Source organism: Streptomyces sp. CLCI03 (assembly GCF_053615355.1).
This window is the reverse complement of record NZ_CM132132.1, coordinates 4,602,432-4,616,246: the sequence shown is the minus strand read 5'-3', so window position 1 is coordinate 4,616,246 and position 13,815 is coordinate 4,602,432. Positions and strand designations below refer to the sequence as shown.

Annotated in this window: 13 protein-coding genes; 7 read left to right on the top strand and 6 right to left on the bottom strand. The window is 71.8% G+C overall.

Annotation, left to right across the window (positions count from 1 at the left end; translation table 11 throughout):
• The first annotated feature begins 14 nt into the window (after positions 1 to 14).
• Together ACWG52_RS21395 and ACWG52_RS21390 are read left to right on the top strand one after the other, a co-directional pair.
• Complete coding sequence (locus ACWG52_RS21395; protein WP_389816452.1) at positions 15 to 2,249, top strand: acetate--CoA ligase family protein; 2,235 nt, start codon at positions 15 to 17, stop codon at positions 2,247 to 2,249.
• Between the two features lie 91 nt (positions 2,250 to 2,340).
• Positions 2,341 to 3,132, top strand: a complete 792-nt coding sequence (locus tag ACWG52_RS21390; protein ID WP_389816455.1) for an enoyl-CoA hydratase/isomerase family protein — start codon at positions 2,341 to 2,343, stop codon at positions 3,130 to 3,132.
• Here ACWG52_RS21390 and ACWG52_RS21385 read toward each other — a convergent pair whose 3' ends face one another.
• From ACWG52_RS21385 to ACWG52_RS21375, 3 genes are all read right to left on the bottom strand, one after another.
• Positions 3,133 to 3,918, bottom strand: coding sequence for a VOC family protein (locus tag ACWG52_RS21385; protein WP_389816458.1), 786 nt, complete (start codon positions 3,916 to 3,918; stop codon positions 3,133 to 3,135).
• A gap of 97 nt (positions 3,919 to 4,015) precedes the next feature.
• Entirely contained in the window at positions 4,016 to 4,771 is a 756-nt protein-coding gene (locus ACWG52_RS21380) for a hypothetical protein (protein ID WP_389816461.1), read from the bottom strand.
• A gap of 38 nt (positions 4,772 to 4,809) precedes the next feature.
• A complete protein-coding gene (locus ACWG52_RS21375; RefSeq protein ID WP_389816463.1) occupies positions 4,810 to 5,631 on the bottom strand; it encodes a phospholipase D-like domain-containing protein in 822 nt (273 codons plus the stop codon).
• A gap of 272 nt (positions 5,632 to 5,903) precedes the next feature.
• Here ACWG52_RS21375 and ACWG52_RS21370 point away from each other — a divergent pair, with 272 nt between their 5' ends.
• Together ACWG52_RS21370 and ACWG52_RS21365 are read left to right on the top strand one after the other, a co-directional pair.
• Positions 5,904 to 6,521 (top strand): flavin reductase family protein, encoded by a 618-nt coding sequence (locus ACWG52_RS21370; protein WP_389816555.1) that lies wholly within the window; start codon positions 5,904 to 5,906, stop codon positions 6,519 to 6,521.
• Between the two features lie 171 nt (positions 6,522 to 6,692).
• Positions 6,693 to 7,625, top strand: a complete 933-nt coding sequence (locus tag ACWG52_RS21365; protein WP_389816465.1) for a D-alanyl-D-alanine carboxypeptidase family protein — start codon at positions 6,693 to 6,695, stop codon at positions 7,623 to 7,625.
• Positions 7,626 to 7,748: 123 nt separating this feature from the next.
• On the opposite strand, the gene ACWG52_RS21360 is transcribed toward ACWG52_RS21365, so the two are convergent.
• The 3 genes from ACWG52_RS21360 to ACWG52_RS21350 all read right to left on the bottom strand — a co-directional run bounded on the left by ACWG52_RS21360 (position 7,749) and on the right by ACWG52_RS21350 (position 10,991).
• Entirely contained in the window at positions 7,749 to 8,816 is a 1,068-nt protein-coding gene (locus tag ACWG52_RS21360) for a Zn-dependent alcohol dehydrogenase (protein ID WP_389816468.1), read from the bottom strand.
• Entirely contained in the window at positions 8,813 to 10,018 is a 1,206-nt protein-coding gene (locus tag ACWG52_RS21355) for an acyl-CoA dehydrogenase family protein (protein ID WP_389816471.1), read from the bottom strand. The genes ACWG52_RS21360 and ACWG52_RS21355 overlap by 4 nt, the downstream gene beginning before the upstream one ends.
• 61 nt (positions 10,019 to 10,079) lie before the next feature.
• Positions 10,080 to 10,991 (bottom strand): SDR family NAD(P)-dependent oxidoreductase, encoded by a 912-nt coding sequence (locus tag ACWG52_RS21350; protein ID WP_030731961.1) that lies wholly within the window; start codon positions 10,989 to 10,991, stop codon positions 10,080 to 10,082.
• A gap of 120 nt (positions 10,992 to 11,111) precedes the next feature.
• On the opposite strand from ACWG52_RS21350, the gene ACWG52_RS21345 reads away from it, so the two are divergent.
• The 3 genes from ACWG52_RS21345 (at position 11,112) to ACWG52_RS21335 (ending at position 13,631) form a co-directional block, all read left to right on the top strand.
• Complete coding sequence (locus ACWG52_RS21345) at positions 11,112 to 12,038, top strand: cyclase family protein (protein WP_453129074.1); 927 nt, start codon at positions 11,112 to 11,114, stop codon at positions 12,036 to 12,038.
• A 142-nt stretch (positions 12,039 to 12,180) separates the two neighbouring features.
• A complete protein-coding gene (locus ACWG52_RS21340; RefSeq protein ID WP_389816475.1) occupies positions 12,181 to 12,873 on the top strand; it encodes a hypothetical protein in 693 nt (230 codons plus the stop codon).
• 140 nt (positions 12,874 to 13,013) lie between these two features.
• Positions 13,014 to 13,631, top strand: coding sequence for a TOPRIM nucleotidyl transferase/hydrolase domain-containing protein (locus tag ACWG52_RS21335; RefSeq protein ID WP_033226794.1), 618 nt, complete (start codon positions 13,014 to 13,016; stop codon positions 13,629 to 13,631).
• The last annotated feature ends 184 nt before the right edge of the window (positions 13,632 to 13,815 follow it).

The window sequence follows — 13,815 nt, the reverse complement described above, 5'->3', positions numbered from 1 at the left end:
AGTGGGCGGCAACGATGCTTGGATCTACTCACGGCACCCTCACCACCGACTTCCGCGCACGTGTCGAGGCCTGCGGGGAGTCTCCCAGGACCGCCGTCCACTCGTCGGCGGCCCCGTCCGCCGACGACGCGGTCCCCCTGGACGTCAGCGGACGCCCGCTGCACGCCGACGTGCCCGACCTGGACCGGTTCTTCCGGCCCGAATCCGTGGCCGTCATCGGCGCCTCCGACGCGGAGGGCCGACCGAACGCCGGCATCACCCGCCAGCTCATCGCCTGGGCGGAACGCGTCGGCGCCCGGATCCACCCCGTGCACCCCACCCGCCCCACCGTCTTCGGTCTGACCTGCCACGCCTCCGTGGCCGACCTGCCCGAACAGGTGGACCTCGCCGTCCTCCTCGTCGCCGACCCGCTCCCCGTCGTCGAGGAACTGGCGGAGACCAAGGTCAAGTTCGCGGTCGCCTTCGCCTCCGGCTTCGCCGAGACCGGCGACGCCGGCGCCGCCGCCCAGGAACGGCTCGGCGCCGCCGTCCGGGGCTCCGGCCTGCGCCTGCTGGGCCCCAACACCAACCTCAACGCCTTCGAGAAGTTCCGCGAGGACCTCGACGGCCCGGCGATCGCCCTCATCACCCAGTCCGGCCACCAGGGCCGACCCGTCTACACACTGCAGGAGCTGGGCATCCGGCTCTCCCACTGGGCGCCCACCGGCAACGAGGCGGACCTGGAGACCTCCGACTTCATCTCCTACTTCGCCGAGCGGCCCGAGGTCGGTGCCATCGCCTGCTACGTGGAGGGCCTCAAGGACGGCCGGTCCTTCCTGCTCGCCGCCGACCGGGCCGCACGCAACGGCGTCCCCGTCGTCGCCGTCAAGGTCGGCCGCACCGAGACCGGCGCCCGCATGGCCGCCTCCCACACCGGGAAGCTGACCGGCGCCGACACCGTCGTGGACGCCGCCATGCGCCAGTTCGGCGTCATCCGCGTCGACGGCCTCGACGAACTCCAGGACACCGCCGCCCTGCTCGCCCGGGCCCGCAGGCCCCGGGCCGACGGGGTCGTCGTCTACTCCATCTCCGGCGGCACCGGGGCGCACTTCTCCGACCTGGCCACGGAGGCCGGCCTGACCCTGCCGACCTTGTCGCAGGCCAAGCAGGACGAGCTCCACCAGTGGATCCCCGACTACCTGAACGTCGCCAACCCCGTCGACAACGGCGGGCACCCCGTCGGCGACTGGCGCGGCCGCAAGATCATCGACGCGATCCTCGCCGACCCCGAGGTGGGCGTCCTGATCTGCCCGATCACCGGCCCCTTCCCGCCCATGAGCGACAAGCTCGCCCAGGACCTGGTCGACGCCGCCGAGCAGAGCGACAAGCTGATCTGCGTCATCTGGGGCTCCCCCGTCGGCACCGAGGACGCCTACCGCACCACCCTCCTCGGCTCCTCCCGCGTGGCCACCTTCCGCACCTTCGGCAACTGCATCACCGCCGTCCGCGCCTACCTCGGCCACCACCGCTTCACCACCGGCTACCGCTCCCCCTTCGAGGACGCACCGCGCACGCCCTCGCCCTCGTACCGCAAGGCGCAGGCCCTCATGCGGCCGTCGCAGCAGCTCAGCGAGCACGCGGCGAAGCAGCTCCTGCGCGCCTACGGGATACGGGTCCCCCGCGAGCAGCTCGTGACCAGCGCGGCGGCGGCCGTCCGCGCCGCCGGGCTGGTCGGCTACCCGGTGGTGATGAAGGCCTCGGGCCCGCAGCTGGGCCACAAGACGGAGCTCGGCCTCGTGAAGATCGGCCTCACCTCGGCGAGCCAGATCCGCGACGCGTACCGGGAGCTCACCGACATCGCGCGCTACGAGAACGTGCCGCTCGACGGGATCCTGGTCTGCCAGATGGTGGAGCGGGGCGTGGAGATGGTCGTCGGCGTGACCCAGGACGACCTCTTCGGCCCCACCGTCACCGTCGGGCTGGGCGGGGTCCTGGTGGAGGTCCTGCACGACGCGGCGGTCCGCGTGCCGCCGTTCGGCGAGGACCAGGCGCGGGCGATGCTGCGGGAGCTGCGCGGGCACGCGCTGCTGGAGGGCGTACGGGGGGCGCCCCCGGCCGATGTGGACGCCCTGGTGGAGGTCGTGCTCCGCATCCAACGGATGGCTCTGGAACTGGGCGACGAGCTGTCCGAGCTGGACATCAACCCACTGATGGTGCTCCCGCGCGGCCAGGGGGCGGTGGCCCTGGACGCCCTCGCCATCTGTCGCTGACCCGCCGTCCCCCGGGCTCCGCCCGGATCCGCGCCTCACACGCCGGCGAGGCCGAACCCTCCGGCCTCGCCCGCCGAACGGGAGTTCACGCATGGACGAAGTCCTTCACCGCACCGAGAACAACGTCTCGTGGATCACCCTCAACCGCCCCGAGGCCATGAACGCCGTCACCTGGGACCAGCGCGAGCGCGTCATCGCGCTGCTCGCCGAGGCCTCCGCCGACCCGGCCGTGCGGGCCGTCGTCGTCACCGCCACCGGCAAGGGCTTCTGCGCCGGCGCGGACCTGCGGGGAAGCCCGGGCGCCCCCGCGGGTGAGCGGGTCGCGGGCGATGTCGCCCGGATGATCCGCCTCGGCGCGCAGCGTCTGATCACGGCCGTGCTCGACTGCGAGAAGCCCGTCGTGGCCGCCGTCAACGGCACGGCCGCCGGTATCGGCGCGCACCTCGCCCTCGCCTGCGACCTCGTGATCGCCGCCGAAGCGGCCCGTTTCATCGAGGTGTTCGTCCGGCGCGGCCTGGTTCCCGACGGCGGGGGCGCGTATCTGCTGCCCCGGCTCGTGGGGCCGCAGAAGGCCAAGGAGCTGATGTTCTTCGGCGACGCCGTCCCGGCCGTCGAGGCCGAGCGCCTGGGACTGGTCAACCGGGTGGTTCCGGCCGAGGAGCTGGAGGCGACGGCCCGGGAGTGGGCCGAGCGGCTGGCCCAGGGGCCCACACGGGCGCTGGCCATGACCAAGCAGCTGGTCAATGCCTCCCTGGACGGCGACCGGACGGCGGCGCTGGCCGCCGAGGCCACCGCTCAGGAGATCAACATGACCACCGCCGACGCGAACGAGGGCGTGGCGAGCTTCGTGGAGCGCCGCACGCCCAAGTACCTCGGCCGCTGACTACATCCGCGGGTCGGGCTTGAGCAGCGCGAACACCGCGCCGGCCGGGTCGGCCAGCCACGCGATGCGGCCGACCTCCGGGAGGTCGGTGGCCGGCATGAGGACCGAGCCGCCGTTCGCCTTGGCAGCCGCGACGGTGGCGTCGACGTCCGCCGAGGCGAAGTAGGGGACCCAGCGCGCCTTCTCGCCCTCGCCGACGCCCATGAAGGGGGCGACCCCGCCGAAGGAGGCGTCCTGCTGGTCCCCGTCGGCGGTGCTCACCACCCGGTACGTCATTCCGGGCGCGGGCATCTCGGCGCTGCGCCAGCCGAACAGCCCGGCGTAGAAGGCGATGGCGGCGACGGGGTCGGCGACGTGGAGCTCGGTCCACACCAGCGAGTTGTCGGCGGAGGTCAGCTGCAGTCCGGCGGTCCTACCCGGCTGCCAACAGGCGAACTCGGCGCCCTGCGGGTCGGTGAACTGGGCGAGCCACCCCTCTCCCATGACGTCCATGGGCTCCGTCCGGACCGTGCCGCCCCCGGCGGTGACGGCCGCCGCCGTGGCCTGGACGTCGCGGCTCATGAAGTGCTGCATCCAGGCGGACGTGGCACCGTCCTCGGTGAGCGGTCCGAGCGCGGCGACGGTCTTGCCGTCCACCTGGAAGAACCCGTATCCGCCCGCCTCCGGCCCGGCGGAGACGAACTCCCAGCCGAGGACGGCGCTGTAGAACTCGGCGGCCGCCTCGGTGTCGGGGCTGCCGAGGTCGAGCCAGTTGGGTGATCCGGTGGTGAAGTCGGTGCCGAGCATGGGGTCCTCCGGGGGTACGGCGGCGGTACGAGGTCGCTGCCACGATGCCGAGCCTCCCCCCGCACCCGGGCGTACGGACCCACGGAGCCCGGGGGTTTCACCCGTGTGGGTGTACGGGAGCGCGGACCACCGCGGACCGGAACTGATCGTAGAAGGACACCTTGAGCCGGAGGGAGTGTTCCTCCGCCTCCCTGAAGCACATGGCCGCCGCCTCCTCGTCCATGCCGGTGAGCAGTTCTCGTACCCGGGTGCCCAGGCGGTCGGAGTGGGTGGTGGACAGCAGGGAGACGCTTTCGAGGGACCGCTTCTTGGCGTCGTGCACGTGGTGCGGGTAGTAGAAGCGGGAGCGGTTCTCGCCGTCGCCGGTGAGCAGCGGCGCCATGCGCTCCCAGAGCCGGCCGTACTCGACGGAGACCAGGATCTCGCCCCAGAACCGCAGGATCGTGAGGAGCCGCAGGTCGGAGTGCTCGTGGGCGCCCGCGTCGGCGATCAGGGCGAACGTGTCCTCGATGGCCCGCCTGGTGGCGTCCGTCGGTCTCGACCGGACGACGTCTTCGCGCGAGATCCCGAGCCGGCGCATGTCGTAGGTCATGTCCTCGCGGTGCGAGGGGGTGTGTCCTCGTCCGTCGGGGTACTCCTCGCGAAGGATGACGCGGGCGATCCGTAGCCCGGGCTCGTCCTGCAGCAGGTCGATCGCCAGGTCGTAGGCCGGGGTGAAGGCGAGGGAGAGGAAGCGCCGCTGGAGCAGGATCTCGGCGAAGTCCTCGTCCGGGAGCCGTGCGATGTCCGCGAGCACCGGATGACGCTCGTACTGCTCGATCAGTTCGTCCTCGAACCTGTCCAGGTCGCGCACGGCGTGTCCCTTCTCTTGTCTCCCGATCGGTCTTCTGATCAGTGAATGTCGATCGATCGCATCGGGTCGCGGAGGTCGACCTCGCTGCCGATGCCCCAGAGGGTGTCCAGTTCCTTCTGTACCTGCCGGCCCATCACGGTGTCGGATCCGTCGATCTCGGTCTGGGGCGATTCGATGGCGAGCTGCCCGTGCAGGAACGAGCTGACCAGGTAGTGCTCGTCGGCCTTGTAGACGGCGATCGACGGCAGGGAGTTGTAGACGCGGACGCTGAGCCTGGTCCGGAGCTCCGGTGCGAGGCGGTCGTGGATCGCCTGGAGGACGTCCAGGCTCGCGCCGACGTCCACGGAGCTGCGCGTGGCGCGCAGGGCCTCGTCACGCAGGTCCGCGACGGCGGACTTCGGGTGCAGCAGCAGGATGCGCACCTGGACGTTCCGCTCGGTGACGGCCCGCTCCAGCTCTTCTTCGAGACGGCTGAGGTTGGGTATCCAGGTCTGGAGGATGGCGATCTCCTGGCGGGCCGCCCCCATGAGCCGTTTGAACCCCTCGTCGGAGAAGACCGTGTGGACCTTGGTCACGCCGAGGTAGTGCTGCCGCCTGAGCTCGCCGGTCAGTCCGTCGAGGGTGAGGCCGGAGATCTGCGTGTTGATGCTGTCGAGCACCTTCAGGCGGTCGAACTCCATCAGGAGGAAGAGCGTGACCGTGCTGAGGATGAGCAGGGTGATCTTCGGGAGGGTGCCGCCGGGGGCCATCTTGTCGAGCCAGCCGAAGAGGTCGGCCAGCAGGACCAGGATGCCTGCCGATGCCATCGCTCCGAGCGAGATCCGTTCGACCCGGTAGCGAAAGCCGTTGCCACTGCCCATGACCACCACCCCAGCGCCGACGCCGTTGCCATCGGACCCGACCTTACACAGGGGGTCGGACGGTTTTGACGGCACCTCATGTCTGGTGCCTCACAAGCAAGTTGGCCGAAAATGAGCGATCGACGCAGGGCCTCACCACGGCCCCACCACGACCTCTCCGGGCACCCGGGGGTCGGACGCCACAGGGGCGGCCCGGCAAGCGTCCGGCGCCCCGCCCCTTCCTATCTGACGAACCGTCAGCTTCAATCGTGGGTGTGATGGGACATGCAGGGATGGCGGCCACCGTCGTCCGATACCTCAGGTCAGTCGGCTCCCCCACCTCCGCCTCGGCGCAGCGGGAACCCGAGTCCGTCGACGCTCTGCCGCGTCCCGACCTGCGGGCCGTCGGCGAGGACGAGCGCGCGCCTGTGTCCCCCGCCGAGTTCCGGGCCGTGCTCGGGAACTTCGCCAGCGGGGTCACGGTCATCACCGCACCGCCCGGCGAGGACGAGGAGGGACCGGCCGGTTTCGCCTGCCAGTCCTTCGCCTCGCTGTCCCTCGACCCGCCGCTGGTCACGTTCATGGTGGCCCGTACGTCGACCACCTGGCCGCGGATCGCCCGCGCCGGGGTGTTCTGCGTCAACATCCTCGGCGCCGAACAGGGTGAGCTGTGCCGGTCCTTCGCCGTCAGCGGCGCCGACAAGTTCGCCGGGGTGACCCACGCCCCCGCGCCCGTCACGGGATCACCGCAGCTCGACGCCGTGCCCGCCTGGATCGACTGCCGGATCCAGGCCGTCCACACCGGCGGGGACCACCTCATCGTCGTGGGCCGGGTGGTGGCCATGGGCGCGGCCGGCGAGGGCGAACCGCTCCTCTTCCACAAGGGCCGCTTCGGGCGCCTCGCCGACTGACGGACCCCCGCCGAGCAGGCCGAACGGTCGGCTCGCCGCCCCCGCTCGGACACTGCGTCGCCCGGGTGTCGGATCCGCTGCGTAAGCTCCCCACGGGGGAAGGCCACTTCGGTGGTCCGGACCCATCGGACCTCTTCTGATTCGCGGGGATTTGATGTGATACTGAACCTGATGCGCCGCACGCGCGGCGCGATCGCGGTCACGGTCGCCACGGGGGCGCTCCTGGTGGCCGCTTCGCCGACCTCGTCGGCGGCCCCGGTCGCCGCACCTCCCGTCACGGCCGCCGGCTCGATCCTGATCGACGGCACCAGCGGGGCCACGCTCGCCAGCAAGGACGCCGACACCCAGCGTCAGATGGCGAGCACCACGAAGATCATGACCGCTCAGGTCGTGATGCGTACGCCCAACCTGAACTACGACCAGAAGGTCACCATCAAGCAGGAGTACGCGGACTACGTCGTCCGCGAGGGCGCCAGCTCGGCCCACCTGAAGGTGGGCTCCACCCCGACGGTCCGCCAGCTGCTGTACGGGCTGATGCTCCCGTCGGGCTGCGACGCGGCCTACGCGCTCGCCGACACCTTCGGCAAGGGCGCGACCACCCAGGCCCGCACGGCGGACTTCATCGCGCAGATGAACGCCAAGGCGAAGGCGCTGGGCATGACCAAGACGGTGTACGACTCCTTCGACGGCATCTCGCCGACCGGCAACAACCTCACCACCGCCCGCGACCTGGCGAAGCTCACCAAGTACGCGATGTCGGGCGTCGCCTTCCCGAAGATCGTGGCGGCGACGACCTACAGCACGGGCGGCACCTCGACCGACGCCACGTGGGGCAACAGCAACCTGCTGATCCGCGAGCGTCCCACGGGCTACGCGTACCCGGGTGCGACCGGTGTCAAGACCGGCACCGGCACCGCCGCGGGCAAGTGCCTCGTCTACTCCGCGACCCGTAACGGCAAGACCGTCATCGGTGTCCTGCTGAACGACGAGGAGCGCTACGCGGACGCGATGAAGCTCATGGACTGGGCGCTCGGTTCGACCGCCGGCTCCGGCGCGGCGCTGCAGCGCGGCAACACCGACCCGATCCCGGACGTCCTCGACTGATCGGATCGACCTGCTGACCGCCTGACCGACGGTCGCACGGTGCACGTTCTCGGCCCCTCCGCCGACGGGTGACCTCCCGTCGGCGGAGGAGCCGAGTCGTTCGCGGCCCCGGGCCGCGGCGCCTCAGAAGGTGAGCACCCCGCGCGCCACCCGCCCGTGGTGGGCGTCGTCCACGGCCTTGGCGAAGTCCTCGACCGGATAGACCTCCGTCACCAGCTCGTCCAGCAGCAGTCGGCCCTGCCGGTAGAGCTCGGCGTAGAGCGCGATGTCGCGTTGCGGGCGCGAGGACCCGTACCGGCAGCCCATGATCGTCTTGTCCAGGTACATGGACGACACCAGGAACGAGGCCTCCTCCTTGAAGCCCGGGACGCCGAGCAGGATCGCCTGCCCGTGCCGGTCGAGGAGGTCGATCGCCTGGCGGATCAGCTTCACGTTCCCCACGCACTCGAAGGCGTGGTCGGCGCCCGTCGGCAGGATCTCGCGGACCGCCGCCGACGAGTCGGCCACGGCGGACGCGTCGATGAAGTGGGTGGCGCCGAACTGCCGGGCCACCGCCTCCTTCGCCGGGTTCGCGTCCACCGCCACGATCGTGGTGGCACCCGCGATCCGGGCCCCCTGCAGCACGTTCAGCCCGATGCCGCCGGTCCCGATGACGAGCACGCTCTCGCCGCGGTCCACCCGCGCCCGGTTCAGAACCGCCCCCACGCCCGTGAGGACCCCGCAGCCGATGAGCGCCGCCGAGGTCGCCGGGATGTCGGCCGGGATCTTCACGGCCTGCACGGCCTTGACGATCGTGCGTTCCGCGAAGGCGGAGTTGGAGGCGAACTGGAACAGCGGCTTCCCGCCCCGCGAGAACGGCTGTCCCGGCATCCCGATCGCCTTGCGGCACATCGTCGGCCGGCCCCGGTCGCAGTCCGCGCACGCCCCGCAGTTCGCGAGGGTGGACAGTGCCACGTGATCGCCGGGCACCACGTGGGTGACGCCCGCGCCCACCGCTTCGACGATCCCGGCGCCCTCGTGCCCGAGCACCACCGGCGGCGGGAAGGGGATCGTCCCGTCGATCACCGACAGGTCGCTGTGACACAGCCCGGCCGCACCGATCGCGACCAGCACCTCCCCCGGCCCCGGGTCCCGGACCTCCAGGTCGTCGACCACCTGGGCCTGCTTGCCGTCGAACACGACGCCTCTCACCTGGGCTCCTTAGGCAGGCCGAGCACGCGCTCGGCGATGATGTTCCGCTGGATCTCGTCCGAGCCGCCGTAGATGGTGTCGGCACGGGTGAACAGGAACAGGCGCTGCTCCTCGTCGAGCCCCAGTTCGTACGGGACCCCGGGCGCCCAGAGCGCCGCCCCGGCCGTGGCCGCCGCGCCGCGGACCTCCACCGCCAGCTCCCCGAGCCGCCGGTGCCAGCCGCCCCACAGCAGCTTGGCGACACTGGGGGCGCCCGCGTCCCCCTCGGTGGAGGCCAGGGTCCGCAGTGCGTTCCACCGCATCGTGCGCAACTCGGCCCACTGACGGACGAGGCGCTCGCGCAGGACGGGGTCCTCGGCGCCCGCGGCGGCCCGCGCCGCGTACGAGGCCAGTACGCGCTCCAGTTCCGCCGCGAAGCCGATCTGCTGGACCAGGGTCGAGACGCCTCGCTCCAGGGCGAGCAGGCCCATGGCCACGGTCCAGCCGTCGCCCTCGGCGCCGACGACCTCCGCCGCGACCGCCCCGTCGAAGAACACCTCGTTGAACTCGCTCGTGCCCGACATCTGCCGGATCGGCCGGACCTCGACGCGGCCCGGCTGGTCCATGCGTACGAGCAGGAACGACAGCCCCCGGTGGCGGCGCGAGCCGGGCTCGGTGCGGGCCAGGACGAAACACCAGTCGGCGTCGTGGGCGAGCGAGGTCCAGATCTTCTGCCCGGTCACCCGGTACAGCCCGTCGGCCGCGTCCCGTACCGCGGCCGTGCGGATCCCCGCGAGGTCGGACCCGGCGCCCGGCTCGCTGTAGCCCTGGCACCACAGCTCCTCGCCGCGCGCGATGCCGGGCAGGAAGCGGGCCCGCTGCTCGGGCGTGCCGTGGGCGATGAGGGTCGGGGCGAGGAGGTTCTCGCCGATGTGACCGACCCGGCCGGGCGCGCGCAGCGCCGCGTACTCCTCGGCCCACACCACCTGGCCGGTCAGGGACAGCCGGTGGTTGCCCCACCCGTCGGCCTCCCAGCCCTGCCCGATCCAGCCGCCCCGGCCGAGCTCACGCTCCCAGGCCCGCCGGATCCCGGCCCCCTCGTGCTCGCTGCCCGGCCCGCCGAGGCCGACAGCCTGCGCGTACGGGCCCACGAGGTGCTCGGCCAGCCACGCCCGGGCGCGCCCGCGCAGCTCCTCGTCCTCGGCCCCGAAGCTGAAGTCCACGCCGCTCCCCTGGTCGTGTCCGGTCCTGTCCCGTCCGGTCCGGTCGGGACGTCGGTCGGTCCTACGCGTTGGGGCGGTCCTTGGCGGCCGCCGCCTTGGCCATGGCCTCCAGTTGCGCGAGCATCGGCATCGGGTCCGTGCCCACCGTGCCGGGCAGGAAGTCGGCGATCTTCTCCGGCGTCCAGGAGCCGTCGGCGTATCCGGCGCGCAGCTCGCGCGGCTGCGCCCAGACGGCGATCTTCGGGCCGGCGATCGTGTAGACCTGCCCGGTGATGTCCTCGGCCTTGGCCCGGTCGCTGAGCAGGTAGGTGACCAGCGCCGCCACGTCCTCGGGCTCGCCGATCTCCTTGAGCTCCATGGGGACGTTCGCCGACATGCGGGTGCGGGCGACGGGTGCGACGGCGTTGGCCGTCACCCCGTACTTGGCCAGGCCCAGCGCGGCGGAGCGGACGAGGGAGATGATCCCGCCCTTGGCGGCGCTGTAGTTGGCCTGGGCCACGGAGCCCTGGTGGTTGCCGCTGGTGAAGCCGATCAGGGTGCCCGAGCCCTGCCTGCGCATGACGGCGGAGGCGGCGCGGAAGACGGTGAAGGTGCCCTTGAGGTGGGTGGCGATGACCGGGTCCCATTCCTCCTCGGCCATGTTGAACAGCATCCGTTCGCGCAGGATGCCGGCCACGCACACGACGCCGTCGATGCGGCCGTAGCGTGCGAGCGCGGTGTCGACGAGGCGCTGACCGCCCGCCATGGTGGAGATGTCGTCGGCGACGGCGACGGCCTCCCCGCCGAGGGCGGTGATCTCCTTCACCACGGCCTCGGCGATCTCGCTGGTGGGCTCCGCGCCCTCGATCCCGACCCCGTAGTCGTTGACGACGACCTTGGCGCCCTCGGCGGCCGCGGCGAGTGCCACGGCCCGCCCGATGCCCCGGCCGGCGCCGGTGACGGCGACGACCTTGCCTGCCAAGAAGTTCCCCACGTCCGGCCCCTTCCCGCGATTTCTGACGGACCGTTAGATTCTATGGGTAGTCAGATGCACCTGCACAAGCCCCCGTTGCCGCCCGAACCGCCGCATCCACGCAAGGAGCTGTCGACGCCCATGACCCTGCCCGCCGAGTTCCACGACATCGCCAAGCGCGTCAACAACTGGGGACGCTGGGGCGCCGACGACGAGATCGGCACCCTGAACCTGATCACCGACGAGGTGGTCCGGGGCGCCGCGGACGAGATCCGCACCGGCCGCCGGATCCCGCTCGCGCTCCCGCTCAAGGAGGACGGGGTCCAGGTCGGCATGATCCCCGGCCGGATCAACCCGCTGCACACGATGGTGCAGATCAACCAGGAGCTGTTCGGGCCCGGCACCGTGGCGTGCAGCGACGACGCCGTGAGCATGGGGCTCCAGGCGGGCACCCACTGGGACGCCCTCACCCACGTCTCGCACTCGGGGAAGATCTACAACGGCCGCCCGGCCGGGACCATCACGGCGCACGGCCGCGCCGAGTTCAGCGGCATCGACAAGGCCGGCCCCATCGTCTCGCGCGGAGTGCTCCTCGACGTCGCGCGCGCCAAGGGGCTGGACCGGCTACCGGGCGATCACGCGGTGGCCCCCGGGGATCTCACGGAGGCCGAGGAGTTCGGTGGGGTCACCGTCCGCCCCGGCGACATCGTCCTGGTCCGCACCGGACAGATACAGACCTATCTGGCGGGCGACAAGCACGGCTACGGCTTCCCCTCGCCCGGGCTGTCCGTCCGCACGCCCGAGTGGTTCCACGCGCGGGACGTGGCGGCCGTCGCGAACGACACCCTGACCTTCGAGATCTTCCCGCCGGAGATCGAGAACCTGTGGCTCCCGGTCCACGCCCTGCACCTGGTCGAGATGGGCATGCACCAAGGTCAGAACTGGAATCTCGAAAAGTTGTCCACAGCCTGTGCAGAAGAGAACCGGTACGCCTTCCTCCTCTCCGCGATGCCGGAACCCTTCGTCGGCGGCACCGGCACCCCCGTGGCCCCGGTGGCCGTCCTCTGAGCCCGGGGCGGGGAAGGCGACGCCGACCCGGAGGAACCCGGCCCCTCGCGAGCCACGCGATGGAACCATGAGGTGTACATGCCGCGTCACCGTACGCGCGTCACGCCTCGTCCCCACCACCTTCCCCGCAGGAGAAGCTCGCATGGCCAACCCGTACCAGGTAACACCGCCACCCGCCCCCAGACGCCGCTCGGGCGGCAACGTCGTCGCCGTCATCGTCCTCGTCGTGGTCATCATCGGCGGCTACTTCGTCATGCAGTCACTCCGCAAGGACGACGGCAAGCCGACGGCGTCCCCCTCCACCTCCGCCTCCCCCTCCACCAAGCCCACGGCCAAGGACCCCGGCTCCCCCGAGTCCTCCTCGGACACCTCCAGTTCGTGGAAGGTCGGCGACTGCGGCGGCCCCGACACGTCCAAGGCTCCCGACGGATACAAGCGGACGGGCTGCTCCGACTCCGGGGCCACCTTCAAGGCCATCGACATCAAGGAGGCCAGCATCCTCCCGAACGCGGTCCAGTGCCCGCCCGGCACGGACCTGATGATCGACGTGAGCATCTCCTACGGCGGCAAGGGCAGCGGCATCCCCACCAACACCGTCTGCGGCCGCAACCTGTCGGGGGACCACCCCGGCGACGCGGGCGCCGGCGGCGGCCAGCTGGTGAAGGGCGACTGCGTGACCTCCCAGGCCAAGGAGGTCGCCTGCGGCGGTTCGGGCGCCCAGAAGGTCCTCGGCCTCGTCAAGACGAAGTCCGAGTGCCCCTCCGGCACCACCGACCCGATCGAGCTGACGATCGCGATCGGCCGCCCGTACGACGTGATCTGCACCGACGGCTGACGATCCCCCGCAACCGCACCGGCGGCGGTGGCGCACACACCCGCGCCACCGCCGCCGGCCCGCCACAACCACCCGCCCGGGAGCCGACGCCCGCCGAAAAATCCCGCGCCCCCGCATCCGCGAAGGCGCAGACTCACCCCATGGCGGACATGCGGGCATTCCGGGAAGCGGTCGACGACTGGGCGAGCGGCGGTACCGGCGAGGCCGCGCGCGAGCTGGCCGCCCACCTGGACGTGCGGACGGCGGTGCTGCTGGAAGGGCCCAGCGACCACGCGGCCGTCGAGGCGCTCGCCGAGCGGCGTGGCCGCGACCTCGCCGCCGAGGGCGTGTGCGTCGTGGCGATGGGTGGGGCGATGAGCGTGGCCCGCTACACCGGACTCCTCGGCCCGCCCGGCCTCGGCCTGCGTCTGACGGGCCTGAGCGACGAACGCGAGCAGCCGTTCTACGACCGCGCGCTGGAGCGGGCCGGTGCACCCCGGCAGGGCTTCTTCGTCTGCGTCGCGGACCTGGAGGACGAACTGATCCGCGCCCTGGGGACCACCCGGATCGAGGATGTCCTGCGGGCCGAGGGCGACTTCCGCTCCTGGCAGACCTTCGTACGTCAGCCCGCCCAGCGCGGCCGGCCCCGACAGCGGCAGTTGCGGCGCTTCCTCGGCACGACGAAGGGCCGCAAGATCCGCTACGGCCGCCTCCTCGTGGAGGCCCTCGACCCCGAACAGGTACCGGCCCCGCTCGACGACCTTCTCGCGAGCCTGTGAACCCCGGTCCGGCCTCCTCCCTCAGGAGGAGGCCGTGCAGGTGCTGCGGGTGGCGGCGGCGCGCATGCACGCCCCGAGCGCGGCACGGCAGCCGCCACCCCACGACCCGCACTCGTCAAGGCCTGCCTTGGCGTCCCCTCGCGTCGAATCGCTCCACACCAGGGTGATCAAGATGTGACGAACC